Annotated in this window: 27 protein-coding genes; 9 read left to right on the top strand and 18 right to left on the bottom strand. The window is 72.4% G+C overall.

Annotated features, from left to right (window positions below; all coding sequences use genetic code 11):
- Positions 1 to 7: 7 nt before the first annotated feature.
- Entirely contained in the window at positions 8 to 1,225 is a 1,218-nt protein-coding gene (locus ABT127_RS13235) for a sensor histidine kinase (protein WP_351448163.1), read from the bottom strand.
- A gap of 108 nt (positions 1,226 to 1,333) precedes the next feature.
- On the opposite strand from ABT127_RS13235, the gene ABT127_RS13230 reads away from it, so the two are divergent.
- From ABT127_RS13230 to ABT127_RS13215, 4 genes are all read left to right on the top strand, one after another.
- Positions 1,334 to 2,257 (top strand): ABC transporter ATP-binding protein, encoded by a 924-nt coding sequence (locus tag ABT127_RS13230; RefSeq protein WP_351448160.1) that lies wholly within the window; start codon positions 1,334 to 1,336, stop codon positions 2,255 to 2,257.
- Between the two features lie 2 nt (positions 2,258 to 2,259).
- Positions 2,260 to 3,024 (top strand): ABC-2 transporter permease family protein, encoded by a 765-nt coding sequence (locus tag ABT127_RS13225; protein ID WP_351448157.1) that lies wholly within the window; start codon positions 2,260 to 2,262, stop codon positions 3,022 to 3,024.
- Between the two features lie 44 nt (positions 3,025 to 3,068).
- Positions 3,069 to 3,488, top strand: a complete 420-nt coding sequence (locus ABT127_RS13220) for a hypothetical protein (RefSeq protein ID WP_351448155.1) — start codon at positions 3,069 to 3,071, stop codon at positions 3,486 to 3,488.
- Between the two features lie 167 nt (positions 3,489 to 3,655).
- The gene (locus ABT127_RS13215; protein ID WP_351448152.1) at positions 3,656 to 4,468 is read left to right on the top strand and encodes an SAM-dependent methyltransferase; all 813 of its coding nucleotides are present in this window, start codon (positions 3,656 to 3,658) and stop codon (positions 4,466 to 4,468) included.
- Positions 4,469 to 4,492: 24 nt separating this feature from the next.
- Here the strand turns inward: ABT127_RS13215 and ABT127_RS13210 are convergent, their stop codons facing one another.
- From ABT127_RS13210 to ABT127_RS13195, 4 genes are all read right to left on the bottom strand, one after another.
- Complete coding sequence (locus ABT127_RS13210; protein WP_351448150.1) at positions 4,493 to 5,950, bottom strand: amidase; 1,458 nt, start codon at positions 5,948 to 5,950, stop codon at positions 4,493 to 4,495.
- Positions 5,947 to 7,614, bottom strand: a complete 1,668-nt coding sequence (locus ABT127_RS13205) for an MFS transporter (RefSeq protein WP_351448148.1) — start codon at positions 7,612 to 7,614, stop codon at positions 5,947 to 5,949. The genes ABT127_RS13210 and ABT127_RS13205 overlap by 4 nt, the downstream gene beginning before the upstream one ends.
- A gap of 209 nt (positions 7,615 to 7,823) precedes the next feature.
- Complete coding sequence (purB, locus tag ABT127_RS13200) at positions 7,824 to 9,263, bottom strand: adenylosuccinate lyase (RefSeq protein WP_351448145.1); 1,440 nt, start codon at positions 9,261 to 9,263, stop codon at positions 7,824 to 7,826.
- Between the two features lie 97 nt (positions 9,264 to 9,360).
- Complete coding sequence (locus tag ABT127_RS13195) at positions 9,361 to 10,131, bottom strand: SGNH/GDSL hydrolase family protein (protein WP_351448142.1); 771 nt, start codon at positions 10,129 to 10,131, stop codon at positions 9,361 to 9,363.
- A 146-nt stretch (positions 10,132 to 10,277) separates the two neighbouring features.
- On the opposite strand from ABT127_RS13195, the gene ABT127_RS13190 reads away from it, so the two are divergent.
- Positions 10,278 to 10,538, top strand: a complete 261-nt coding sequence (locus ABT127_RS13190; protein WP_351448140.1) for a holin — start codon at positions 10,278 to 10,280, stop codon at positions 10,536 to 10,538.
- 47 nt (positions 10,539 to 10,585) lie between these two features.
- Here the strand turns inward: ABT127_RS13190 and ABT127_RS13185 are convergent, their stop codons facing one another.
- From ABT127_RS13185 to ABT127_RS13155, 7 genes are all read right to left on the bottom strand, one after another.
- A complete protein-coding gene (locus ABT127_RS13185; protein WP_351448138.1) occupies positions 10,586 to 11,599 on the bottom strand; it encodes a hemolysin family protein in 1,014 nt (337 codons plus the stop codon).
- The gene (locus ABT127_RS13180) at positions 11,596 to 12,930 is read right to left on the bottom strand and encodes a hemolysin family protein (protein ID WP_351448239.1); all 1,335 of its coding nucleotides are present in this window, start codon (positions 12,928 to 12,930) and stop codon (positions 11,596 to 11,598) included. Before ABT127_RS13180 ends, ABT127_RS13185 begins: the two co-directional genes overlap by 4 nt.
- Positions 12,931 to 13,130: 200 nt before the next feature.
- A complete protein-coding gene (locus ABT127_RS13175) occupies positions 13,131 to 13,559 on the bottom strand; it encodes a GNAT family N-acetyltransferase (protein WP_351448136.1) in 429 nt (142 codons plus the stop codon).
- Between the two features lie 43 nt (positions 13,560 to 13,602).
- Positions 13,603 to 14,052 carry a thioesterase family protein gene (locus ABT127_RS13170; protein WP_351448134.1) on the bottom strand — a complete coding sequence of 150 codons (450 nt, stop codon included), beginning with the start codon at positions 14,050 to 14,052 and terminating at the stop codon, positions 13,603 to 13,605.
- On the bottom strand, positions 14,049 to 15,017 hold the full coding sequence (locus tag ABT127_RS13165; protein WP_351448132.1) for a 3-hydroxyacyl-CoA dehydrogenase NAD-binding domain-containing protein: 969 nt from the start codon (positions 15,015 to 15,017) through the stop codon (positions 14,049 to 14,051). Before ABT127_RS13165 ends, ABT127_RS13170 begins: the two co-directional genes overlap by 4 nt.
- Before the next feature lie 26 nt (positions 15,018 to 15,043).
- Positions 15,044 to 15,931: a beta-keto acid cleavage family enzyme gene (locus ABT127_RS13160; RefSeq protein ID WP_351448130.1), complete on the bottom strand. Its 888-nt coding sequence runs from the start codon at positions 15,929 to 15,931 to the stop codon at positions 15,044 to 15,046.
- A 176-nt stretch (positions 15,932 to 16,107) separates the two neighbouring features.
- Positions 16,108 to 16,923, bottom strand: coding sequence for an IclR family transcriptional regulator (locus ABT127_RS13155; RefSeq protein ID WP_351448128.1), 816 nt, complete (start codon positions 16,921 to 16,923; stop codon positions 16,108 to 16,110).
- Between the two features lie 252 nt (positions 16,924 to 17,175).
- On the opposite strand from ABT127_RS13155, the gene ABT127_RS13150 reads away from it, so the two are divergent.
- Positions 17,176 to 17,415 (top strand): toxin-antitoxin system HicB family antitoxin, encoded by a 240-nt coding sequence (locus tag ABT127_RS13150; protein WP_351448126.1) that lies wholly within the window; start codon positions 17,176 to 17,178, stop codon positions 17,413 to 17,415.
- Positions 17,416 to 17,461: 46 nt separating this feature from the next.
- On the top strand, positions 17,462 to 17,800 hold the full coding sequence (locus ABT127_RS13145; protein WP_351448236.1) for a fic family toxin-antitoxin system, toxin component: 339 nt from the start codon (positions 17,462 to 17,464) through the stop codon (positions 17,798 to 17,800).
- Positions 17,801 to 17,810: 10 nt separating this feature from the next.
- On the opposite strand, the gene ABT127_RS13140 is transcribed toward ABT127_RS13145, so the two are convergent.
- From ABT127_RS13140 to bioB, 4 genes are all read right to left on the bottom strand, one after another.
- A complete protein-coding gene (locus tag ABT127_RS13140; protein WP_351448124.1) occupies positions 17,811 to 18,470 on the bottom strand; it encodes a class I SAM-dependent methyltransferase in 660 nt (219 codons plus the stop codon).
- Positions 18,471 to 18,660: 190 nt separating this feature from the next.
- The gene (bioD, locus tag ABT127_RS13135; protein ID WP_351448122.1) at positions 18,661 to 19,392 is read right to left on the bottom strand and encodes a dethiobiotin synthase; all 732 of its coding nucleotides are present in this window, start codon (positions 19,390 to 19,392) and stop codon (positions 18,661 to 18,663) included.
- A gap of 6 nt (positions 19,393 to 19,398) precedes the next feature.
- Complete coding sequence (locus tag ABT127_RS13130; RefSeq protein WP_351448119.1) at positions 19,399 to 20,676, bottom strand: adenosylmethionine--8-amino-7-oxononanoate transaminase; 1,278 nt, start codon at positions 20,674 to 20,676, stop codon at positions 19,399 to 19,401.
- On the bottom strand, positions 20,669 to 21,805 hold the full coding sequence (bioB, locus tag ABT127_RS13125) for a biotin synthase BioB (RefSeq protein ID WP_351448117.1): 1,137 nt from the start codon (positions 21,803 to 21,805) through the stop codon (positions 20,669 to 20,671). Before bioB ends, ABT127_RS13130 begins: the two co-directional genes overlap by 8 nt.
- A gap of 143 nt (positions 21,806 to 21,948) precedes the next feature.
- Here bioB and ABT127_RS13120 point away from each other — a divergent pair, with 143 nt between their 5' ends.
- Positions 21,949 to 23,139 carry an 8-amino-7-oxononanoate synthase gene (locus ABT127_RS13120; RefSeq protein ID WP_351448115.1) on the top strand — a complete coding sequence of 397 codons (1,191 nt, stop codon included), beginning with the start codon at positions 21,949 to 21,951 and terminating at the stop codon, positions 23,137 to 23,139.
- On the opposite strand, the gene ABT127_RS13115 is transcribed toward ABT127_RS13120, so the two are convergent.
- Together ABT127_RS13115 and ABT127_RS13110 are read right to left on the bottom strand one after the other, a co-directional pair.
- Positions 23,123 to 23,347, bottom strand: a complete 225-nt coding sequence (locus ABT127_RS13115) for a DUF397 domain-containing protein (RefSeq protein ID WP_351448113.1) — start codon at positions 23,345 to 23,347, stop codon at positions 23,123 to 23,125. The two genes, ABT127_RS13120 and ABT127_RS13115, sit on opposite strands and share 17 nt — an antisense overlap.
- A 59-nt stretch (positions 23,348 to 23,406) precedes the next feature.
- A complete protein-coding gene (locus ABT127_RS13110; protein WP_351448111.1) occupies positions 23,407 to 24,258 on the bottom strand; it encodes a helix-turn-helix domain-containing protein in 852 nt (283 codons plus the stop codon).
- A gap of 285 nt (positions 24,259 to 24,543) precedes the next feature.
- Here ABT127_RS13110 and ABT127_RS13105 point away from each other — a divergent pair, with 285 nt between their 5' ends.
- Entirely contained in the window at positions 24,544 to 25,002 is a 459-nt protein-coding gene (locus ABT127_RS13105) for an ATP-binding protein (RefSeq protein ID WP_351448109.1), read from the top strand.

Raw genomic sequence — 25,002 nt, 5'->3', positions numbered from 1 at the left:
GCGTAGATCACGTCACGGGGAGTTCGACGTGCACCTGCCATTCGTCGCCGAGGGGGCCGGTACGGGCCCGCCCGCCGAGCAGCGCCGCCCGCTCCCGGACCCCGCGCAGCCCGCTTCCCGTACCGCCGCCCCCGGCAGCACGGCCCGCGGGCAGCGGATTGCGGACCTCCAGGACGAGGCGCCGGTCCGCGACGCGGAGGGCCACGGTGACCGGGACGGTGCCACAGTGCCGCAGGACATTGGTGAGCGCCTCCTGAAGGATGCGGTAGCCCTCGCGGGACACCGGCCCCGGCACCGTCTCCAGCGGTCCGTCCACCGCCACCTCCACCGTGGCTCCGGAGGCCCGTGCCGAGTCGAGCAGCCGGTCCGCCTCCTGGAGCGTCGGGCGGCTGCCCGCCGGCCGCTCCGCCTCGCGCAGCACCAGCAGGACCCGTTCCAGATCCTCCAGGGCGGCCCGGCCGGTCTCCTCGATGGCGTCCAGCGCCCGCTGCGTGAACGCCGGATCACCCGCCGCCCGCGCCGCACCGGCCTGCACCACCGCCACGGTCAGGGCGTGCCCGATGGAGTCGTGCAGTTCGCGCGCGATGCGATTGCGCTCCAGGAGTTGCTCGGTGCGCTCCTCCAGGGCGGCGAGCCGTTCCGCGGCCGACGGCCCGAGCAGCAGCGGAGCCACCCGCGCGAGCACCCACCCGACGCCGGCCACCAGATACAGCAGGGCGAGCACGGGGACCGGGACGAGCAGCGCGCACACCAGGGCCGCGTCCGGCGCGGGCAGCACCGAGAGAGTGCCTGCGGGCCGACCCGCGGCGGCCGAGATCAACTCCAGGAACAGCGCCATCAGTTGTCCCGTGGCGAGGGCCACGGACAGGCCCAGAACGAGCCGCAGCACCAGCCACACGGCGGTCCGCGCGCGGTCCCGCCAGGACGCCGAGGGCGCGACCGACACCCCGCCCTCCGCGCCCTCGCCCGCCACGCGCGCGTGCCCGCCCGGGAACAGCATCAGCCGCGCCTGCAGACCCTCCGCCCGCCGGGCCACCGGGACCAGGGCGAACAGCAGGAGGAACGGTACGGGAACCACGTAGACGAGCAGCCAGTCGCGCAGGGTCGGCGACGACAGACCGGGAAAGACCGCGCCGCACACGAACGCGAACACCGACGCGCACAGCAGGTGGAGCCAGCGGGTGTAGGTGACCGCGCGTATCAGCGGTCCCGGGAAGCGGCGCATGCCGTCATCGTGTCAGCAGGCCCGCCCGGCACGGCTCCCCCGGACGGGGGAGACGCGCCCCACCGGCGGGGGAGGCCCCGGCCCCGGTCCGTCCACCAGGCTGGCGACATGACCAGCATCGACGTCCAGAACCTCACCAAGGAGTACGGCGCGACCCGCGCGGTGGACCGGCTGACCTTCCGCGTCGAACCGGGCCGCGTCACCGGATTCCTCGGCCCGAACGGCGCCGGGAAGTCCACCACCCTGCGGCTCGCCCTCGGCCTCGCCCGCCCCACCTCGGGGACGGTGCTCATCGGCGGCCGCCCGTACACGGCGTACGACGCACCGCTGCGGCGCGTGGGCGCGCTGCTCGACCCGCAGGCCGCCCACGGCGCACGGACCGCACGCGACCACCTGCTGGCGCTCGCCGCCGCCAACCGACTCGCCGCGCGCCGCGTCGACGAGGTGCTCGAACAGGTGGGCATCGCCGCGGTGGCGAAGCGCCGGGTGAAGACCTTCTCGCTCGGCATGCGGCAGCGGCTCGGCATCGCGGCCGCCCTGCTCGGCGATCCCGAGGTGGTGCTCCTCGACGAGCCGTCGAACGGGCTCGACGCCGAAGGCATCGTCTGGATCAGGGAGTTGCTGCGCGACCTCGCGCGCGCGGGACGCACGGTACTGGTCTCCAGCCACCTCATGAACGAGACCGCGACCTTCGCCGACCACCTCGTCGTCCTGGGCCGTGGCCGGCTGCTCGCCGATACGCCGATGCCCGACTTCATCGCCGCCCACAGCGCCCGCCGGGCCCGGGTGCGCAGCTCGGATCCGGCGCGACTGCACGCGGTGCTCACGCGCGCGGGCCACACCGTCGCGCGCACCGCCGACGGCCGCTGCACGGTCGACGGAGCCCTCGCCGCGGAGGTCGGCGCCCTGGCCGCCGCCGACGGCATCCCCGTGCTCGAACTCGCCGACGAACAGGTCTCGTTGGAGCAGGCCTACCTCACCCTGACCGCAGGCGACGCCGAGTTCGCCGCGACGCCCCTCCAGGAGGCGTGACCGTGCCCCGAACCGCTGTACCGCACCCCGCCACACCGCACATCGCCGTACTGCACTCCGAGTGGATCAAGATCAGGTCGCTGCGCGGCAGCCTGGGTTCGCTGATCGCCGTGTTCGCCGCCACCGTCGGCATCACGGTCCTGGTCTTCGCCACCGTCGGCCGGTCCGAGGTCACCAGCGGTGACGACCTCCTGTTCGGCGCCTTCTACGCCCTGAACTTCGGCCAGATCGCCGCCCTCGCCTTCGGCGCCACCGCCGTCTCCTGCGAGTTCCTGAACGGAGCCCTGCGCGTCTCCCTCGCCGCCGTCCCGCGCCGCGGTCTGTTCTACGCGGCGAAGACCACGGTCGTCGGGGCCTGCGCGTTCGCCGTCGGTACGGTCACCACCTGCACGGCGTTCCTCGCCGGGCAGGCCTTCATGGGGGACGACGCGCTGCGCCTCGGTGACCCGGGGGCGGTGCGGGCCTGTGTCGGCGGCGGGGTGTATCTCGCGCTCATGGCGCTGTTCGCGGCGGGACTGACCGCCGTGCTGCGCAGCGCCGTCGTGGTGCTCAGCATCCTCGTACCGTTCCTGCTCATCGTGTCGTTCGTGATCGGCGACGTGGCGGGCTCGGCCGCCGACTACCTGCCCGACCGGGCCGGTCAGCAGATCCTGCGCCAGGACGCCGTGGGCTCCCTCGGCCCCTGGACGGGGCTCGCCGTGACCGGGCTGTGGGCCGCCGCGGCCGTCCTCGCCGGCTGGTGGAGCGTGCGCCGCAGGGACGCCTGACGCACGACCGGCCCGTTGTCGGTGGTGGGCGCTTTACTGGAACGGTGAACCTCGCGGAGCAGTGCGCGACCATCGATCAGCTGTGGGCGGCCCCCTTCCCGGACGACCACGGCAGATCCGCCGCGGGCTGGGGCGGACCCGGATACACGGTGGCGGAGCTGACCCGACGGCACGGGCCGCGCGAGGAGGCCGAGGACCGGGCCGACGCGGACCGCGACGACCTGTCGGCGCTGCTCGCGCAGGGCTGGGGGCCGCCCTACCGGTTCAGCCTGTGGAGCGTGCACACCCGCGCGCTGGAGCAGGGCGCGGTGGTGGCCGAGCCCTGGGGCTGGCTCAGCGCCTGCGCCCAGGAACTGCACGCGTGGTGCGTCGGCGAGCGCTGGGTCGCCCTCGCCGTGGCACACCAGGGAGACGACCCGTCCTACCAGCTCATGGCCGTCGTCACCGTTGTGGCGCCGCCGTAGGGGCACCTGGCCGTGGAGACACCTGGGGGAGCCGCCACGGTCGGGAGTCGCCGGACCGGCGACGCGCGGGCGCAACACCCGTGCCACCATGGCATCTTGATCACCAGCGGCACCCCTCACGACCACCGCACGCGGCACCCCGGCAGGACCGCGGGAACGGAGACCAGATGAGCGACGACGGCGCGCAGCAGCAGGACATCGAGCAGCGGATCTCCGCCCACATCGCGCACAACGCCCGCGTGTGGAACTACTGGCTGGGCGGCAAGGACCACTACGAGGTGGACGAGCAGGTCGGCGACATGGTCACGTCCATGTACCCGAGCATCGGCGAGGTCGCCCGCGCCGACCGCGCCTTCCTCGGCCGCGCCGTCACCTACCTCGCGGGCGAGGCGGGCATCCGGCAGTACCTCGACGTCGGCACGGGTCTGCCCACCGTGGAGAACACGCACGAGGTCGCCCAGCGCATCGCACCCGACGCCCGCGTGGTCTACGTGGACAACGACCCCATCGTGCTCACCCACGCCCGCGCGCTGCTCACCAGCTCCGCGCAGGGCGCCACCAGCTACGTCGACGCCGACGCGCACGACCCGAAGGCGATCATCGAGGCCGCGTCGCGGACCCTCGACCTCGACAGGCCCGTGGCGATCATGCTGCTCGGCATCCTGAACTTCGTCCTCGACACCGAGAAGGCCACCGCCATCGTGCGCGACCTCGTCGCCGCGGTCCCCTCGGGCAGCTACCTGGTCCTCACCCACCCCACCCTGGAACTGGGCGGGGAGGGCAACGAGGCGGCGATGAAGTTCTGGAACGAGAACGCGACGCCGCCGATCACCGCCCGCACCGGCGCCGAGGTGTCCGCGTTCCTCGACGGCCTGGAGCTCGTCGAGCCCGGCCTCGTCTCCTGTGCGCGCTGGCGCACCGAGGGCACCGAGGAGGGCCCGCTGGTCGCCCAGTTCGGAGTCGTCGCCCGCAAGCCGTAGCGCGGCGCCCGGCGGCGCCCGCGCTCACCCCGCGAGCGCCGCCGGAGCCGACGCCGACAGCAGCCGCGCGTACCGGTCCCGCCAGGGCAGCGCCTCCTCCAGCTGGGCACTCAGCGCGATCAGAGTGGCCTCGTCCGCGGGCCGCCCGACGAGCGACACCCCGATCGGGATGCCCTCCCCGGCGGTCCAGTACAGCGGAACGTTCACCGCGGGCTGGCCCGTCATGTTGTACGGACTCGTGAACGCGCTGAACGCGCTCTGCCGGTGCAGATTGACCAGCGGATCGCCCGACTCGTCGAAGTACTCGACGGGCCGCGGCACGGTCGCCAGCGTCGGGGTGAGGACGACGTCGTAGGCGGCCGTCGCCCGGATCGCCCGACGCGAGGCGCGCTGCATCCCGGTGATCGCGGCGGCGAACCGCTCGCCCGACACCGTGCGCCCGTACTCCCGCCAGGCGCGGGTGACCGGCCGCAGCAGCTCCTCGCGGTCCGCGTCGACCGCATACCCCAGCGACTGGACGCCCCAGGCCGACACGAAGTGATCGCCGATCTCGGGACCGAAGGGCGTGGGGATGTCCTCGACGCGGTGCCCGAGGCTCTCCAGCAGCGCGGATGCGTGCTCCCACGCGGCCACGCACTCCGGGTCGACCGTGACGCCCTCCGCCGCGGGCGTCGCGTACCGCCCGATGCGCAGCCGGCCGGGGGAGCGGTCGGCGTGCCCGAGGAACGTCTCGCCCGCGGGCAGCGGCGCCGCCCAGTGCGGATCGCCCGGCTCGGGCCCGGCCAGCACGTCGAGCAGCGCCGCCGCGTCCCGCACCGAGCGCGCCAGGGGCCCCTGTACCGCCAGGCTGGTGACCTCGGCACCCGCGGGCCCCGAACTCACCCGCCCCCGCGACGGCTTGATGCCGAACAGACCGCACGCACTGGCCGGGATCCGGATCGAACCGCCTCCGTCGCTGGCGTGCGCGACCGGTACCAGACCGAGCGCCACGGCGACCGCGGACCCGCCACTGGAACCGCCCGCCGACAGCGCCGGATCCCAGGGGTTGCGAGCCGGGCCCTTGATGTCGTTGTCGGTGTAGCAACAGCAGCCGAACTCGGGGGTGTTGGTCTTGCCGATGCTGACCGTGCCGGCCGAACGCAGCCTGGTGACGCTGTGCGCGTCGGCCGCCGGCACGTGCGCGAGGAACGCCTTCGAGCCGTACGTGGTCGCCACCCCGGCGGTGTCGGTGAGGTCCTTCACCGCCGTCGGCACCCCGAACAGGGGCGAGGTCCGGCCCGCCTCCGGCCGCTCCCGCAGCGCGGCCGCCGCGGACAGCGCCGCCTCGGGGGTACGGGTCACGAAGGCACCGAAGGACTCGTCGAAGGCCTCGGCGCGGGCGAGATGGTGCCGGACCAGCTCCTCGGGAGCGAGGTCTCCGGCGCGCACGGCGGCGGCCTGCTCCAGCGCGGTGAGCGCGTGCGGGGCGGTGGGGGTGCTCATACGGTGCTTCCTTCTTCCGCGTCGTGCCGCATTCCGGCGACCTGGCGGGCCACCGACTCCTCGTGCTCCGCGAGATCGCGCTTCGCGTCGCGCGGGCGCCAGCGGCCGGTCATGACGAAGACGAACGGCAGGAACAGCACCTGTCCGCCCAGGCATACCCACCACCAGGTCTGCCACGCGCCGGGGTTGTCCGCGCCGGCCCGCTGTACCTCGGCGCCGTGCTCGCGCAGAATCTTCAACTGCGGAGCCGCCTTCTGGACGGTCCGCAGCCCGTCGGCACCGACCTCCTTCTGTGCGTGGGCGAGCAGTGCCGGGGGCACCTTGCCCGGTCCGTACCGATCGAGTTCCGCGAACAGCTTCGGGTGGGCCTCGGTGATGGCCAGCGCCGGAGCCGCCTGCACCGAGGCCGCCTTCACCTCGGTGCCGTGCTCGATCAGCGGGGTCACCGTGTTCACGACGAGCGGGACACAGGCGGCGGAGAGCGCCACCGTGATGCGCACGATCCAGCCCCAGATGGCGAGGCCCGTCGCGGTGGCCGCCGGATTGTGCCGCTCCACGGTCTCGGTGAAGCTCGCCATCCACGGCGAGTAGGCGATACCGCTGGTCACGCCGATCCCGGCGACGATGAACGCGAACGTGTAGTAGCCGGTGTGCGGTTGGGTGGCGTGCAGCGTGAAGGCGAGGGTGAACCCGATCGAACCGAGCGCGCCCGCCAGCATGAACGGCTTGCGCACCCGCAGCCGGTCGGAGAGCAGTCCCGCGAGGACCAGGGAGATCGCGTTGGCCCCCCAGTACCAGTTGAGCAGGGCGTTCGCGCGCTGCGCCGAGTAGCCGAACGTCGTGGCGAAGTACAGGACGAAGTTGCCCACGGCCGCGTAGTAGAGGAGCAGGTACAGGCTGATGGCGACGGCGGAACCGATGACGTCGAGGCGCATCATCTGCCGCCACTGGCCGTGCAGCGCGCCGGCGGTGTCGATGCCCCGGGCGCGGGCCTCGACCAGCGCGCGGTCGCGCAGGCTCACCATGATCTGGTCCCGCAGCGCCGGCGCCAGCTCCCGCAGTCCGAACAGGGCGATCATGAAGAGCACGAGCCCGCTGATGCCGGCGAAGCGGATCTCGTCCTGCCAGCTCGTCCCGTCGCCGTACGTGCGCGAGGTGACGGCCGTGACCACGAGGGAGCCGATGATCGGCCCCATCGTCCAGTAGCCCATCGCCGAGGCCCGTCCCAGCTGCGGGGAGAAGTCGCGGATCAGGGCGGGGGTGGCGACGAGGATCATGCCCTCGACGAGGGCGACGGCGCAGTAGAGCAGCAGATAGCTCGTCCTCCCGGGCGCCTGGGGCAGCGCGAAAGTGGTCAGCAGCCCGACCACGAGCAGGCCGTAGACCACGATGTTCGCCCGGCCCCAGCGGTCGGCGAACCCGGCCGCCAGCGAGGCGAACGCGCCGACCGCGTTCGCGGCCACCGAGATGTACACGAAGTACAGGAAGGTCATGTGGTACTCGGCGATGATCGCGGTCGACACCGCGTACTGCACGTACAGCTGGTAGTACAGGACGATCGTGACGAGCACGACGATCCCCAAGTACCAGTAGCGGGCGCCGCGTTCGGGGTAGTGGTCGAGCCGACGTCCGCCCGGCCCCCGAAGCGTGAACGAGGTCGTCACCTTGCCTCCTGTGCTGGTCAGCCGCACGCCGGAACGCGTGCTCGCCGCCGCGAGGCTAGTACCGACTGGTCGGTACGTAGAAGGGGTCGGAACGATATTTGTTGATCGGCATGTGTCGGCCGGCCGGAGGCCACCCGCACGCGGAAGCCGCCCGTGGCGTCCGGGTACCGGACATCACGGGCGGCTTCAGGGGCTGCGGCGGGACCGCGTCAGAGAATGGCCCCCGGCGTGTAACCGGCGGCATCCGGGTGCTGCTTCACGATCTCCTCGATCCGGCCGAGGATCTGGCCGACCTGACCGGCGGCGGCGCCCGTGAACGACAGCTTGTCCGCCATCAGCGCGTCGAGCTGGGCACGGTCCAGCGGAATGCGGGAGTCGGCGGCGAGCTTGTCGAGCAGCTCGTTGCGCTCGGCGCCCTGCTCGCGCATGGCGAGCGCGGAGGCGACCGCGTTCTCCTTGATGGCCTCGTGGGCCTCCTCGCGGCCGACGCCCGCGCGCACCGACGCCATGAGCACCTTGGTCGTGGCGAGGAACGGCAGGTAGCGGTCCAGCTCACGGGCGACGACGGCCGGGAACGCGCCGAACTCGTCGAGCACCGTCAGGAACGTCTCCAGCAGACCGTCGAGCGCGAAGAACGCGTCCGGCAGCGCGACGCGACGGACCACCGAGCACGAGACGTCGCCCTCGTTCCACTGGTCGCCCGCCAGCTCGCCGGTCATCGACGCGTAGCCGCGCAGGATCACCATCAGGCCGTTGACGCGCTCGCAGGAGCGGGTGTTCATCTTGTGCGGCATCGCCGACGAGCCGACCTGGCCCGGCTTGAAGCCCTCGGTGACCAGCTCGTGCCCGGCCATCAGCCGGATCGTCTTGGCCAGCGAGGAGGGCGCCGCGGCGAGCTGCACCAGCGAGGTCACGACCTCGTAGTCGAGCGAGCGCGGGTAGACCTGGCCGACCGACGTGAACGCCTGCGAGAAGCCGAGGTGACCGGCGATCCGGTCCTCCAGGTCGGCCAGCTTCGCGGCGTCGCCGCCGAGCAGGTCGAGCATGTCCTGCGCGGTGCCGACGGGACCCTTGATGCCGCGCAGCGGGTAGCGGTTCAGCAGCTCCTCGACCCGGCCGTACGCGACGAGCAGCTCGTCGGCGGCGGTGGCGAAGCGCTTGCCGAGGGTGGTGGCCTGCGCGGCGACATTGTGCGAGCGGCCCGCCATGACCAGCTCGCCGTACTCGCCGGCCAGCTTGCCCAGACGCGCGAGGACGGCCACGGAACGGTCCCGGACCAGCTCCAGCGAGAGCCGGATCTGCAGCTGCTCGACGTTCTCCGTCAGGTCGCGGGACGTCATGCCCTTGTGGACCTGCTCGTGCCCGGCGAGCGCGTTGAACTCCTCGATACGGGCCTTCACGTCGTGCCGCGTGACCTTCTCGCGCTCGGCGATCGAACCCAGGTCGACCTGGTCGAGCACCCGCTCGTAGTCGGCGATCGCGGCGTCCGGCACCTCGATCCCGAGATCCTTCTGGGCCTTGAGCACGGCGAGCCAGAGCTTCCGCTCCAGCTTCACCTTCTCCTCGGGGGACCAGAGGGTGGCGAGGTCGACGGAGGCGTAGCGTCCGGCGAGAACGTTCGGGATACGGGGCTTTGCAGGCGCAGTCACGTGTACGGATTCTACTGGCGGTTCGTGCAGGCCGACGCCACGGGCTCGTTCGTTCGAAGCTACGAGAGCGTCGGCGGCGCCCGCCGCCCGGCAGCCGTCAGTCGTCGTACGGGGCGAGGTCGGCCCGCTTCGGCGGGCGGCCGTCGCCGGAGGACCTGCCGGTCAGGCGGCGGCCGATCCAGGGGACCAGGTGCTGCTTGGCGAAGCGGGCGTCGCTGACCCGGCGCCTGACCCAGGTCGGCGTGACCGCGGGGGGCAGCGGGGTGCGCCAGTCGTCGCCGGGCTCGTACCCGAGCGTCTCCCAGACGGCCTCGGCGACCCTGCGGTGGCCCTCGGCCGTCAGGTGCAGCCGGTCGACGTCCCACAGCCGCTGGTCGCCGAGGACCCCGGCCCCGTACAGGTCGACGACGACGGCTCCGTGCCGGGCCGCGAGGTCGTCGATGCAGGTGAACAGCTCCTCCATGCGGGGCCGGAACCGCTCCATGACCGGCCCGTTGCGGCCGGGGCTGCGCATCAGGACCAGCTGCTCGCAGGCGGGCGCGAGCTTCTCGACGGCCTCGGTGAGCAGGTCGCGGACGCGGACCATGTCGCACTTGGGGCGCAGGGTGTCGTTCAGGCCGCCGACGAGCGTGATCACGTCGGGCTTCATGGCGGCGGCGACATCGACCTGCTCGTCGACGATCTGGCCGATGAGCTTGCCGCGCACCGCCAGGTTCGCGTACCGGAAGCCGGGGGTGTGCGCCGCCATCCGGCCGGCCAGCAGGTCGGCCCAGCCGCGGTAGGAACCGTCGGGCAGCAGGTCCGACATGCCCTCGGTGAAGGAGTCGCCGACCGCGACAAGACTGGTGTAGTTGGCATTCATCTGCATGGCGCCAGTGATGGTATCCCGGCCTCCCCAGCCGCGTGCGCCGCAGGTCTGGGCAGCGGGCGGGCGCGGCGGTATGTCAGGAACACGGAGAAGTCCGGGCACCGGACCCCGGAGCCGGGGAAACGAACGGGGAGAGCGACATGGGCATGAGCAGCTTGTGGACGGCCGCCTTCTGGAAGGCCACCGCCGAGCGCGCCGTCAGGACCTTCGCGCAGTCCCTGGCGGCCGTCCTGGTCGCCGGGGCGACCAATCTGCTGGACGTCGACTGGGCGGCGGCGCTCGGCACCGCGGGCCTCGCCACGCTGCTCGCGGTGCTCACCGCGCTCGGCACCGCGGGCGTGGGCCCGCACGGCCCGGGGCTCCTGGAGACCCCCACGCCGGAGCCCGCGGGCCGCCGCGCGGACTGAACCCGGCCCGGCCGCCAGGCCGGCCCGCACCCGGTGGCACCCGCCCCTCACACGGTCTGCCCGAACAGCTCGCGCAGCAGGTCCTCCATGGTGACCAGGCCCGCAAGGCGGCCGTCCGCGCCGAGGACCGCCGCCACGTGCGTCCGGCTGCGCCGCATCGCGGTCAGGACGTCGTCCAGCGGCGTCGCCTCGCGCACCCGAGCGATGGACCGCATGTCCGGCACCCGGAACGGCAGATCGCGCGGCATGGCGTCCAGCGCGTCCTTCACGTGGAGGTAGCCGACGATGCGCCGGCTCTCGTCCACGACCGGGAAGCGCGAGAAACCGGACTCGGCGGAGAGCTGTTCCAACTGTTCCGGAGTGACGCCCACGCGCGCGTAGACGACCTTCTCCAGCGGCAGCACGACGTCCTTGACCGGGCGGCGCCCCAGCTCCAGGGCGTCGTGCAGGCGTTCCTGCGCGCGGTCGTCGATCAGGCCCGCCTCGGAGGAGTCCCGGACGAGTCGGGCCAGCTCGCTGTCCGAGAAGGTCGCCGCGACCTCGTCCTTCGTCTCCACGCGCAACAGCTTCAGCAGCGTGTTCGCGAAGGCGTTGACGGCGAAGATCACCGGGCGCAGGGCGCGCGCGAGGGTGACCAGCGGCGGGCCCAGCAGCAGCGCGGAGCGCACCGGCTCGGCGAGCGAGATGTTCTTCGGCACCATCTCGCCGAGGAGCATGTGCAGATAGGTCGCCACGGCCAGCGCGATCACGAACGCGATCGGGTGGACCAGGCCGTCCGGCATCCCGACGACGTCGAAGACCGGCTCCAGCAGATGCGCGATGGCCGGCTCGGCGACGATGCCGAGCACCAGGGTGCACAGCGTGATGCCGAGCTGGGCCGCGGCCAGCAGCGCCGACACGTGCTCCAGACCCCACAGCACGCTGCGCGCCCTGCGGTCCCCTTCTTCGGCATGGGGCTCGATCTGGCTGCGGCGCACGGAGATCAGCGCGAACTCCGCGCCGACGAAGAAGGCGTTGACGACGAGGGTCGCCAGGCCGATCAGAAGCTGGATCGCGGTCATCGGGCCTTCTCCTGCACGGCGTCGGTGGCGAGCGGGGCGTGCAGCAGGACGCGGGCGGCACGGTGCCCGTGCGCGTCCACCACGTCGAGCCGCCACCCGGCGACCTCGACGCTGTCGCCGATGTCGGGGATGCGGCCCAGCTCGGTGGCGACGAGTCCGGCCAGGGTCTCGTACGGGCCGTCGGGGGCGCGCAGTCCGACCCGCGCGAGCTGGTCGGTGCGGGCGGCGCCGTCGGCCGAGTACACCGACCGGCCCTCGGCGTCCGCGCCCGCGGCCGCGATGTCGGGCGTCTCGTGCGGGTCGTGCTCGTCCCGCACCTCGCCGACGACCTCCTCGACGATGTCCTCCAGCGTGGCCACACCGGCCGTGCCGCCGTACTCGTCGATGACCACGGCCATGGTGCGCTTGCCGGACAGCCGGTCGAGGAGCTGGTCGACGGAGAGCGTCTCGGGGACCAGGAGCGGTTCGCGCAGCAGCTCGGACACGCTCTTGCGGGCCCGCTGTCCGGCAGGCACGGCGAGGACGTCCTTGATGTGGGCGATGCCGACGACGGTGTCGAGGTTGCCCCGGTAGACGGGGAAGCGGGACAGGCCGGTCGCGCGGGTCGCGTTCGCCACGTCCTCGCAGGTGGCCTGCGTGTCGAGGGCGACGACCTGGACGCGCGGCGTCATCACGTTCTCCGCGGTCAGGTCGGCCAGGTTCAGGGTGCGTACGAAGAGCTCGGCGGTGTCCGCCTCCAGGGCGCCCTCCTTCGCGGAGTGGCGGGCCAGGGCCATCAGCTCCTGCGGACCGCGCGCGGAGGCCAGCTCCTCGGTCGGTTCGATGCCGAAGCGGCGCACGAGCCGGTTCGCGGTGTTGTTCAGGTGCGTGATGAACGGCCGGAACACCGCGCTGAACCAGCGCTGCGGCGTCGCCACCCGCTTGGCGACCGCCAGCGGGGAGGAGATGGCCCAGTTCTTCGGCACCAGTTCGCCGACGACCATCAGGAACACGGTCGACAGCGCGGTGCCCAGCACCAGCGCCACCGACGACGACGCGCCCTTCGGAATGCCGACGGCTTCCAGCGGCCCCGCGATGAGCTTGGCGATCGACGGCTCGGCGAGCATGCCGACGACCAGGTTGGTGACGGTGATGCCGAGCTGGGCGCCCGAGAGCTGGAAGGTGAGGTTGCGCGCGGCCTTCAGGGCGCCGGCGGCACCCCGCTCACCCCGCTCGACGGCGTCCTCCAGCTCGCCGCGCTCGACGGTGGTGAGCGAGAACTCCGCGGCGACGAAGGCGCCACAGATCAGCGAGAGCAGCACTGCGACGGCGAGCAGGAGCACTTCGGTCATCATCGGGACCTCACCTCCGTCCCATGATCGGCCAGGGGCGGCTGTGGCGCGCGATCTCGGGGACCGCGCAGGGGGAAGGACCGGGTACTGGGAGGCTCGCCCATGGGCGGACGCTCACACCTTTCGCTGGAGAAGTTGGTGTGCCTCGCGCGATGCGAGGCACACGCCCATGGTAAAGGACGGGCAAAGCAAACGATGCGCTACCGCTCGGTCAGCGGCTTGACCCACCGGCTCCACTGCGGCTCGGGCGCGTAACCGGCGGCCTCCCACGCGTGGTGCGCCTGTTCGTTGCGGTCCAGGACCATCGCGTCAGCGCGCCGCCCGCCGAGCGCCAGAAACCGCTCCTCGGCCGCCGCGAGCAGCGCCGAGCCGATGCCCCGCCGCCGCGCGTCCGGATGGACGGCGAGCCGGTACAGATGGCACCGCCAGCCGTCGAATCCGGCGATCACCGTCCCCACCAGCTCTCCGTCGCGCTCGGCGAGCAGCAGCGCCGCGTGGTCGCGGGCGACCAGGCGCTCCACGCCCGCGCGGTCGTCGCTGATGCTGGTGCCCTCGGCGGCCACCTTCCAGAAGGCGAGCACGGCGTCGAGATCGGTGGGGGCGGCGGACCGGATACGAAGATCACTCATGGCCGGAAGGCAATCAGGCGGAGCCGGACCCCCGCAAAGGTTTTCAGGGACCGGTCACCGACCGCCCCGCCCACGGCGGCGCCGGTTCCGCCAGGGCCGCGAGCCGGTCCCGCAGCGCGTCGGGGAAGGGGACCGCCCGGCCCGCCTTCTGATCGACGTACAGGGCGAGCAGTTCGATGGTGGCGACGGCCTCCGGGCCGCCGGCGAACATCTCGTGCGCGAACCGCACCTTCTTCCCGGCCGCTCCGAGCACCCGCGTCCGTACGGTGAGCGCGGTCCCCTCGGGGACGTCCCGCAGATAGCGGACGTGGGACTCGACGGTGTACAGCGAGCAGCCGGTGCGCTCGCGGTGGACGGCGTCCACTCCCGTCCGGTCCATCAGCGCGTCCGTCGCGAACCCGAAGACCAGGACGTAGTACGCCTCGCTCATGTGGCCGTTGTAGTCGATCCACTCCGGACGCACGGTCTCGTGGAACAGCGGGAGGCCGCTCACGCGTCACCGCCCCGGGGCAGCCGGCCGGTCGCGCGCAGGACGGCGATGACGCCCCGGTCGCGCTCGCCGACCAGGTCGGCGACGGTGCGCCCGGCGGCGGCGTCGTCGCAGCCGGAGACCACGGCGTCGTACAGCTCCTTGTCGAGCTCGGGGGCTTCGAGCCGGGTCCACGGGGACTTCAGGGACGGCCCGAAGTGGTCGAGCATGTGGGCCATGCCGCCCTCGCCGCCCGCCAGCGCGAAGGTGAGCATCGGGCCCATGACCGCCCAGCGCAGCCCCGGCCCCTCGGTGATGGAGCGGTCGATGTCGGCGACCGTCGCCTCGCCGTTCGCCACCATGTGCAGGGCCTCGCGCCACAGGGCCTCCTGGAGGCGGTTGGCGATGAAGCCGGGGACCTCCCGGTCCATGGTGATCACGGACTTGCCCGCGCACTCGTAGAAGCGGGACAGCCAGTCCACGGCGTCCGCGTCGGTGTCCTCGCCGCCCGCCACCTCGACGAGCGGTACGAGGTACGGCGGATTGAAGGGATGCCCGACGACGAGACGTCCGGGAGTGGCCGCCGCCGTCTGCATGTCCGTCATCGGATAGCCGGAGGTGGAGGAGGCGATCACGACGCCGGCGGGGGTCGCGGCGTCCAGCGTCGCGAGCAGGTCGCGCTTGAGCTCCAGCTTCTCCGGCGCGCTCTCCTGCACGAACTCGGCGTCTGCTACGGCCTCTTCGAGGGTGCCGGTGACCGTCAGCCGGTCCGGCGACGCGCCGGGGGCGAGCCCCAGCTGTTCGAGTGCGGGCCAGGCCGCGTCCACCAGGCGTCGCAGCCGGGCCCCGGCGTCCGGCGCCGGGTCCCACGCGGTGACGTCGTAGCCGCGGCCGAGGAAGTGCGCGACCCAGCCGCCGCCGATCACTCCGGCGCCGACGCAGGCGACTCGGCGCACGCTCTCGGGGGAGGTCCTCTTCGGGGAACTCACGGAAGGCTCCTTGGGGTGGTCGTGGCTCAACTGCGGGGCTTGAGGCCGAGCTTGAGGCGGGCCTCGTCGGGCGTGGCGATCCGGGCGCCCATCGCCTCGACGATCGTCACGGCCCGTTCCACCAGCTGGGCGTTGGTGGCCTTGACCCCCTTGCCGAGATAGAGGTTGTCCTCCAGGCCGACGCGCACGTGCCCGCCGAGCAGGACCGACTGCGCCACCCACGGCATCTGCATCCGGCCGAGCGCGAAGCTCGCCCACTGGGCGCCGTCGGGGAGCATGGCGACCATCGACTGGAGCACGCCGGGATCGGCGGGCGCGCCCCAGGGCACGCCCATGCAGAGCTGGAAGACGGTCGGGTCGTCGAGCAGCCCCTCGGCGAGCAACTGCTTCGCGAACCACAGGTGTCCGGTGTCGAAGATCTCCAACTCCGGCCGCACACCCAGCTCCTGGATGCGCGCGGCCCCGGCCCGCAGCATGTCGGGCGTGGAGATGTAGAGGTTCGAGCCGTCCCCGAAGTTCAGCGAGCCGCAGTCCAGGGTGCAGATGTCCGGCAGCAGTTGCTCGACGTGCGGCAGCCGCTCAAGGCCGCCGACGAGGTCGGTGCCGGGCAGGTGGCGCAGTGGCTCGTCGGGGTCGACGACCAGGTCGCCGCCCATGCCGGCGGTGAGGTTGATGACGACGTCGGTGCCGGTCTCCTTGATGCGCTCGACGACCTCGCGGTACAACCGCGGATCGCGTGACGGCGCACCGGTCTCCGGATCACGTACGTGGATGTGGACCGCGGCGGCACCGGCCTCGGCGGCCTGCACCGCGGAGGCGGCGATCTGCTCGGGGGTGACGGGGACGTGGGGGCTCTTGCGCACGGTGTCACCTGCGCCGGTGAGGGCGCAGGTGATGATGACGTCCTGGTTCATGGGTCGCGTCGGTTCCTCTCGGGAGTGAGGCGGGCGGGCGACGGGAGAAGGGCCCGAAGGGCGGGCGGCTCGGGGTCGGGACGTCACGACCGTAACCACGGACCGGCCGCAACCTCAAGTCTCCGTTTCATTATGCGAGCGAGCATCGCACCAAATGAACGCCGGAAGAGCGGCTGTCAGAGCGTCTCCGTGGCCCGTGCGATCTCCTCCGCGGCGGCCCGCGCGAGCGGTCCGAGCGTCTCGAAGCGTGACTCCGGCACCCGGTCGTGCGGCCCCCAGATGCTGACCACCGCGAACGGCCGGCCGCGGCTGCCGAGCACCGGCGCGGAGACCCCGTACAGGCTCCGTTCCATCTCGCCCGTGCAGACGCTGTACCCGCGCTCACGGGTCCGTTCGAGATCGGCCCTGAGGCGTCGCCGGTCGGTGATCGTCGTGTCCGTGTACGCCTTCAGCGCGTCGCCGAGCAGCGCGTCCCCCTCGTCCTCGGGCAGCCAGGCGAGCAGGGCCTTGCCGGTGGACGTGGCGTGCAACGGCACCTGTCGGCCCAGCCACTTGGCGCTGAGCACCACCGGCGGCGTCACCTCGTCGACGTAGGTGAGCCCGAGCTGTTGCACCACCGCGAGGTCGGCCGTCTCGCCGGTCTGCTCGCTGACCCGGCGCAGGGTGCCGTGCGCGCGGCGGATCAGCCCGTCGTACCCGGCGGCCGACGCCATCCGGGCCACCTCGAAGCCGATCGTGTAGCGGTTGGTCACCGGGCTGCGCTCCACCAGGCCGAACCGCTCCATGGTCGACAGCAGCCGCCAGGCCGTCGCCCGGTTCAACTCGCAGCGGGCGGCGAGATTCGTCGCGGTGTCGCCGTCCGGCGCGCTGTCGGCCGCCGCCCGCAGCAGAGTGATCGCGCGCTCCAGGGACTGGACCTTGCCCGACGGGCTCGCACCCTCGCCGGCCTGGGCGGATTCACTGTCGTTCGTGGTGTGCCGTGCGTTCGGCATCGGTATCTGTCCCTCGGCTCTCTGGCCCGGTTGTTCATCGGGGGAATGCAAGTGTTCATCGCGGGCAGGAGCGCAGGCGCACGGCCTGCGACCTGGATCTTCCTCACTCGACCTGCCTCACGGCCGTCCCCATGTTCTCAGCATCCGGGCGGCGACCGCACTATGTGAACGCAGACAACGTCTTCCCGTACCCGGGCCGACGGCGGCGCACCGCTCTTGCCGGTGCTAGCGGACCGGCGCTAGCGTGAAGGCATGCCGAAGACGCAGCTGAACGTGCGGGTGGACGCGGACACCGCGCGCGCCGCCCGCGAGCGGGCCCTGGCCCGCGGGATGAGCGTGAACCGCTACATCGAGGAGCTCGTCCGGCGGGACGCGGGCGAGCAGGGCCGCATGTTCGTCGACGCCGCCGCCGACTTCATGCAGCGGTACGAGACGGTCTTCGCCGAGGAGTTCGGCCCGGACACCGAAGGCCGGCGCCGCCCCGTTGAGTGACGTGAGCGGCGCCCCGCACTTCACGGTCGACCTCGCCTGGCTGCTGATGGTCGCCGAACAGAAGACCCCGGGCGACCCGCAGGTCACCGACTGGGGCGCCCTCGTGGCGGCGGTGTCCCGGCACACCGCGCGGATCCTCGACCTCCCGGTCTACGACTCCCCGCAGGCGCGCGCCGCCGCACTCCTGCAACTGCTCATCCACGTACCGGCGTTGGAACGGTCGAACGCGATGTACGCCACCGCCGTCGCCTATGCCTACCTGGTCGCCAGCGGGGTGCCGGTGACCACGTCCCCGGAGCAGGTCAGGGAACTGGCCCGGCTGGTGAAGCACGACGGCGCCAGCGTCCACGACATCGAGAAGGAACTGCGCGGCTGGAGCCGGTGAAGCCTGCGCCTCAGGGGAGTCGGGCCGTGCCGAGCACGCAGTACGAGGTGGGCAGCCGCGGCCCGCGATCCGGGACGATCAGCCTCCGGTGCTCCCCGATCTCGAACCCGGCCCCGCGCAGGTCGGCCACCGTGTCCCGCGCGGTGTGACACCCGCCGAAGAGCAGCGGCCACACCGTCCGGTCGAGGCCCTTCTGCGCCCCGCGCATCGCCCGCCCCGGCGCCCGCCCGTGCTCGAAGAACCGCACCTCGCCGCCGGGCCGCAGCACCCGCCGCACCTCACCCAGGGCCCGCGTCACGTCGCGCAGGCTGCACAGCACGAGACAGAGCACGACGGCGTCGTACCCCTCGCTCTTGACCGGCAGCGCCTCCGCGGTCCCCGGCGCCACGTCCACCGGGACGTCCACGCGCTGCGCCGCCTCGACGGCCAGCCGGCGCAGGCCCCGCTCCGGCTCGATGGCGACGACCTCGGAGACCGCGGCGGGGTAGTGGCCGAAGTTCAGCCCGTTCCCCGCTCCGACCTCGAGCACCCTGCCCGAGAGCCCGGCGAGCAGTTCGCTGCGCACCGGGCCCATGAACGGCTCGATCCGTTCACTGAGTCCCGCGTAGAACCGGGCGAACACGGGGTGCCGCACGGCGTCCCCCGTTGCTGTGCGAGGCCGATCCGTCATCGCGCGCCTCCTGTCGTGTCGTGACCGGAGTCTTCCCCGACCGGGGCGTGCGTCAACGCGGAGCGTGGTTTCTCCGGTGGCCGGGGGGGGGGGCGCCCCTGAGGCTGCGGCTGCGCCGCGGACGCCGCACGAAGTGCGCATCTCAGGGGCGCGGGGAACTGCGCGACCAGCCACGACGCGAGGCGCGCTCTCAGAACTCGCCCGCGGAACCCCAACGGCGAGCGAACGCGGCCCCGTCCCACACCCCGCCCAGCTCGGGCGCGACCCAGCCTCCTGCCGACGCCCGGAACCTATCCGCCGAGAGCCCCCCGGACGCCTCCGGCACCGCTCCGAGCAGCGCGGCCCCGGCGACCTTCGGCAGGTCCGCCACGTTGCAGCGCTCGGCGAGTCCGGGATCCCGGGGCCAGGCCCCGATGACGACCCCGGCCTGCGTCAGCCCGCGGGCCCGCAGCGCCTCCGCGGTCAGCTGCACCGAGTTCAGCGTCCCGAGCCCGGCCCGCGCCACCACCACGACCGGCGCACCGATCAGCCGCGCGGCGTCCGCCAGGGTGGACCCCTGCCCGTCGAGGTGCACGAGCAGTCCGCCGGCGCCCTCGACCAGCACCAGATCGTGCGAGGCCGCCAGCTTCGCGGCCGCCTCGGCGATCTCGGCGGGCCCGACCGGCGCCAGCCCGGCCCGGGCAGCGGCCGTCCCCGGCGCCAGCGGTTCCGGATAACGGGCCAGCTCGACCCCGGTCACCTGTTCGCCGGCCAGCCGCACCACTTCGGCGACATCGCCCGGCTCATCCGGCGCGACCCCGGTCTGGGCGGGCTTGAGCACCGCCACCGAACGCCCGGCCCGGACGGCGACCGCCGCCAGCGCCGCCGTCGTCACGGTCTTGCCGATCTCGGTCCCCGTCCCGGTGACCACCCATACGGTCATGCCCGTTCACCCTTCCCTCGCGGCGGCGCACACCGCACGCGTGATCCGTGCCAGATCCTCGTCACCCGTGACGTACGGCGGCATGGTGTAGACGAGGTCCCGGAACGGCCGCACCCACACCCCCTCGGCGACCGCGGCGCGGGTGGCCGCGGCGATCTCCACCTCGTGGTCGAGCTGGACGACACCGATCGCGCCGAGCACCCGCACGTCCCGGACTCCCGGTACGTCCCACGCCGCCGACAGCCCCTCACGCAGCCCGGCCTCGATCCGCTTCACCTCGCCGAGCCAGTCCTGCCCGAGCAGCAGATCGATCGAGGCGCACGCCACGGCGGCGGCCAGTGGATTGCCCATGAAGGTCGGCCCGTGCGCCAGCACCGGCACCTCGCCGCGCGAGATGCCCTGAGCCACCCGTGCCGTGCACAGCGTCGCGGCCAGCGTCAGATATCCGCCGGTCAGCGCCTTGCCCACACACATCACATCGGGGGTGAGCGCGGCGTGCTCCGCCGCGAACAGCGCGCCCGTGCGCCCGAAGCCCGTAGCGATCTCGTCGAACACCAGCAGCACGTCGTGCGCGTCGCACGCCTCCCGCAGCACCCGCAGATACGCGGGGGAGTGGAAGCGCATCCCGCCGGCGCCCTGCACCACCGGCTCCACGATCACGGCGGCCAACTCGTGCGCGTGCCGTTCCACGGTGCGCCGCAGATGCTCCGCGTACGACTCCTCGTACGCGCTCGGCGGAGCGTCCGCGAACACCTGCTCCGGCAGCACACCGGACCACAGGCCGTGCATCCCGCCCTCGGGGTCGCACACGGACATCGGCTGCCAGGTGTCGCCGTGGTAGCCGCCCCGCCAGGTCAGCATCCGGCGCTTCTCCGGCCGCCCGAGCGAGCGCCAGTACTGCAGGCACATCTTCAGCGCGACCTCGACCGACACGGACCCCGAGTCGGCGAGGAACACGTGCTCGAGACCGGCCGGCGAGATCTCGACGAGCCGCTGCGCGAGCCGGACCGCCGGTTCGTGGGTGAGCCCGCCGAACATCACGTGGCTCATCCGGTCCAACTGCCCGCGCGCCGCCTCGTTGAGGACCGGGTGGTTGTAGCCGTGGATCGCCGACCACCACGACGACATCCCGTCGACCAGCTCGCCGTGCCCGGCGACCCGCAGCCGCACCCCGGCCGCCGACTCGACGACCAGGGGCTGCTGCCGACCGGGCATGGGGCCGTACGGATGCCAGACGTGATCCCGGTCGAGCCGGAGCAGTTCCTCGATGCGCGGATCAGGCATTGGGCGCGAGATCCGTCCCGGCGCCCCGGCGGCGTACGGCGACCAGGTCGGTCCGCGCCTCCGACACCTCGGGCGTCCCGGCGGCCTCGGCCTCCTCGGGCCCGCAGACCGAGCCGCAGCCGCCCGCGCGGTGCTCCGGCAGCGTCACCTGGTCGGTGCCCTCCACCTCGAACCCGGCGTCCGCGATCATCTCCAGGTCCGCCCTGCCCGCCTGGCCCTCACTGGTCAGGTAGTCGCCCAGGAAGATGGAGTTGGCGATGTGCAGGGCCAGCGGCTGCATCGTGCGCAGATGCACCTCGCGGCCGCCCGCGATCCGCACCTCCACGTCCGGGCAGACGAAGCGGACCATGGCCAGGATCCGCAGACAGCGCTGCGGCGTGAGGTTCCACTCCTTGGCCAGCGGCGTCCCCTCGAAGGGGATCAGGAAGTTCACCGGGACCGAGTCCGGGTCCAGCTCGCGCAGCCCGAACACGACGTCGACCAGGTCCTCGTCGCTCTCTCCCATGCCGGCGATGAGCCCGGAACACGCGGACAGACCCGCCGCGTGCGCCTTCTGCACCGTGTCGACCCGGTCGGCGTACGTGTGCGTCGTGGTGATGTCGCCGTACGTCGCCTCGGACGTGTTCAGGTTGTGGTTGTAGGCGTCGGCGCCCGCGCCGCGCAGCCGCTCCGCCTGTCCGTCGGAGAGCAGCCCGAGGCAGGCGCACACCTCGACGCCCTCGTTCTCCGCCTTGATCGCGTCGATGGTCGCCGCGACCCGGTCCACGTCCTTGTCCGTGGGGCCGCGCCCGCTCGCCACCAGGCACACCCGCTTGGCGCCGCCCGCGACACCCGCGGCGGCCGCCTGCGACGCCTCGTCCGGCTTGAGCCAGGTGTACTTGAGGATCTCCGCCTTCGAGCCGAGCCGTTGGGAGCAGTACGAGCAATCCTCGGGGCACAGGCCCGACTTGAGGTTCACCAGGTAGTTCAGCTTCACCCGGCGCCCGAACCACTGGCGGCGCACCTTGCCGGCCGCGGCCACCACGTCGAGCAGTTCGTCGTCCCGCGTCGCCAGGACGGCGAGCGCTTCTTCACGGCTCGGCGTCTCGCGCCGAAGCCCCTTGTCCACCAGCGTGTTCAGCAGGTCCATGAGCCCTGATCCTGGCTCAAAGAAGTGTCCCGGCGAAAGGAGAGTTCGTACAAAGGACGGTGCTCGACGTGTGGGTATTGCCACATCCTGGGCCGGTGGCGCGGCGGCTAGGGTCTGTGCATTACCTACAAACAGAGGGAGTCATGGCTCCAGCGCACAGCACCCCTGCCCCCGCCCTCGCCCCGGCCTTCGGCTGGCTCGGCGAGCAGCGCCGCGCCCGCGAGGCCGCCGGACTCGTCCGCACCCTGCGCCCGCGTCCCGCCGACTCCCCGCTGCTCGATCTGGCGAGCAACGACTATCTCGGCCTCGCCCGGCACCCCGAGACCGTCGCGGGGGCGGTCGAGGCGGCGCGCCGCTGGGGCGGCGGCGCGACCGGTTCGCGGCTCGTCACCGGCACCACCGAACTCCACGCGGAACTGGAGCGGGAACTGGCCGGGTTCTGCGGCTTCGAGGCCGCGCTCGTGCTGTCGTCCGGCTACGCGGCGAACCTCGCGGCCGTCACGGCGCTCGCCCCGCAGGGCTCGCTGATCGTCTCCGACGCGGCCAATCACGCCTCCCTGATCGACGGCTGCCGACTGGCCCGCGCCACCACCCGCGTCGTACCGCACGCCGATCCCGAGGCCGTCCGCGCGGCACTCGGCACGCACGACGGCCCGGCTCTGGTGGTCAGCGACACCGTCTTCTCGGTGGACGGGGACCGCGCGCCGCTCACCGAACTGAGTTCCGTGGCACAGGAGTTCGGGGCCGGTCTGATCGTCGACGACGCGCACGGGCTCGGTGTCCTCGGGGCGGGCGGGCGCGGCGCCCCGTACGCGGCGGGTCTCGCGGGCGACCCCGGGACCGTCGCCACCGTGACCCTCTCGAAGTCGTTCGGCAGCCAGGGCGGCGCGGTCCTCGGACCGGCACCGGTCATCGAGCACCTCGTCAATGCGGCGCGTACGTTCATCTTCGACACCGGCCTCGCGCCGGCCGCCGCCGGTGCCGCGCTCGCGGCACTGCGACTGCTGCGCCGCGAACCCCGGCGGGCGACACGGGCCCGCGAGGTCGCGGCGACGCTGCATCAACTCCTCACCGATGAGGGCCTGTCGGCCGTTCGCCCGGAGGCGGCGGTGGTCTCGGTGCGCGCACCCTCGCCCGACGAGGCGGTGCGCTGGGCCGCGGCCTGCCGGGCGGCGGGACTGGCGGTGGGCTGTTTCCGTCCGCCCTCGGTGCCGGACGGTGTCTCACGGTTGCGGCTGACCGCCCGCGCCGACCTCACCGACGAGCAACTCGCCGAGGCGGTGCGGGTGATCAGTCGAACGGCTCCCCGGGGCGCGGTCAGCGCAGGGAGCTGAGGAACCCTTCCCAGGCGGAAGGCGCGAACAGCACGGCGGGTCCCGCCGTGTCCTTGGAGTCGCGGACGGCCAAGAGGCCGGCCGTGGACCCCGAAGGCAAGGGGGCCGTCTCGACGCAGTTGTTGGCGCCTGTGCTGTAGCTGCTGCGCCGCCACCGCGCGCCGTTCAGCGACATGCTGTCGGAAACGTACCGAGGCAGTGCATTCATGGTGCCTCCCTGACGCAGTGCCGGAGCGTGACGGAGCGTCGGCGGCCCCGCACACCCGGCTATCCGGCGATCTGTGCGATGAACTCGAGCGAGTCCTCGGGCGAAAGAGCGTGTCCTTCAAGAGCTTCAAAGGCGTCCGTGTACGCCTTGAGGTCTTCTTTCCGCTCGAGGTAGAGACTACTCGTCAAATGGTCGAGAACAACCACATCCAGATCAGTTGTGTTCGGAAATGAGAACACAACGAAAGGCCCGGTGATACCGAGGTGCCCACCTGCTGAGAAGGGAAGCACCTGAATCCGGACATGCGGCAGCCTGGCCACCTCGGCCAAATGTGCCAATTGCCTTTGCAGAATGTCTTTTCCGCCCACTTCGCGACGGAGTACCGCCTCGTCGAGGATGGCCGTCAACTGAAGGGGCGTCTGCGAACGCAGCACCTCCTGTCGCGCGAGACGCACTTCCACCAGTGCCTCGATGTGCCCCTCGGACATGCCGCCGAGAACGGATCGCGTCACCGCGTAGGCGTACTCCGGCGTCTGCAGCAGCCCCGGCACGACGGTGTTCTCCAGCGTCCAGATCCGGCATGCCTGTGACTCCAGGCTGATGAAGTCGCGGTACGCGGGCGGCAGCAGACCGCGGTACGCGTGCCACCAGTGGTGCCCGCCGACATCCTCCGCCCCCGCCAACGCCACCACGAGCTGACGTAGTTGGGGGTCCTTCGCGTCGAAGGCGTCGAGCAGACGGAGTACGTCCGACGCCTTCACGCCGCTGCGTCCTGTCTCGATCCGGCTCACCTTGGACTGGTGCCATCCGACGAGTCGCGCGGCCTCACCACTGGTGAGCCCGGCGCCCACGCGCAGCGCGCGCAGTTCGGCACCCAGTTTGCGGCGACGTACCACGGGACCGTACTTCATGCTGACTCCTCTGCCCTTCGGGCCGCGCGGCCGCTCTCCCTCCCGGCCCGTGCGGGGACGGCTCCTGAGCAGACGGTAGAGGAACCGGCGTGCGCTCGCCCAAATACGGTCTACCGTCGCAGAGTTCACCGCTTCGGGCGACAGATATATGCATATCTTGGGGGATCGCCACCCTGGAAGCGCATCCAAGTGGCACGCTGGCGCGAAGCAGTAGCCGGGGCCGGTGAAGTGATGCATCCGCGGCGGGCGGTCGAGCGGCCCCGGCAGGAAAGGGACGACTTCGCCATGGCAGACCACCAGGAAGCATCCGTCACACTGCCGAGCGATCCCGCGTCGGTCTCCACGGCCCGGAGGTACGTGAGCAACGTGCTGACGGAGTGGGGCATGCCGGGAGACGGTGACACGGCCGACACGGTCCGGCTGATCGTTTCCGAACTCGCGACGAACGCGGTGCAGCACACCCGCGGCCTGTCGCCCACCTTCACCGTCGAGCTGGAACTGGAGCGGGACGAGCGGCTGCGGATCGGCGTGACCGACAGCCACCCCCGCTATCCCAAGCGGCTGCCCGCCGCGGTGCAGCAGGACAACGGACGGGGCATGGTCATCATCCGCTGTCTGACGGCGGAGTGCGGCGGCAGACTCTCGGTCTGCCCGACCCCCGAGGGCGGCAAGACGGTGTGGATCGCGCTGCCCTGGAGAAGCGCCCTGGCCGGCGGAGACCCCCACCCGGCCCCGATCGGCTGA

Origin of the sequence: Streptomyces sp. NPDC001904 (assembly GCF_040297005.1) — a bacterium.
In the GTDB taxonomy this organism is placed as follows: Bacteria; Actinomycetota; Actinomycetes; order Streptomycetales; family Streptomycetaceae; genus Streptomyces.
This window is presented reverse-complemented; position numbering and strand designations above follow the sequence as displayed.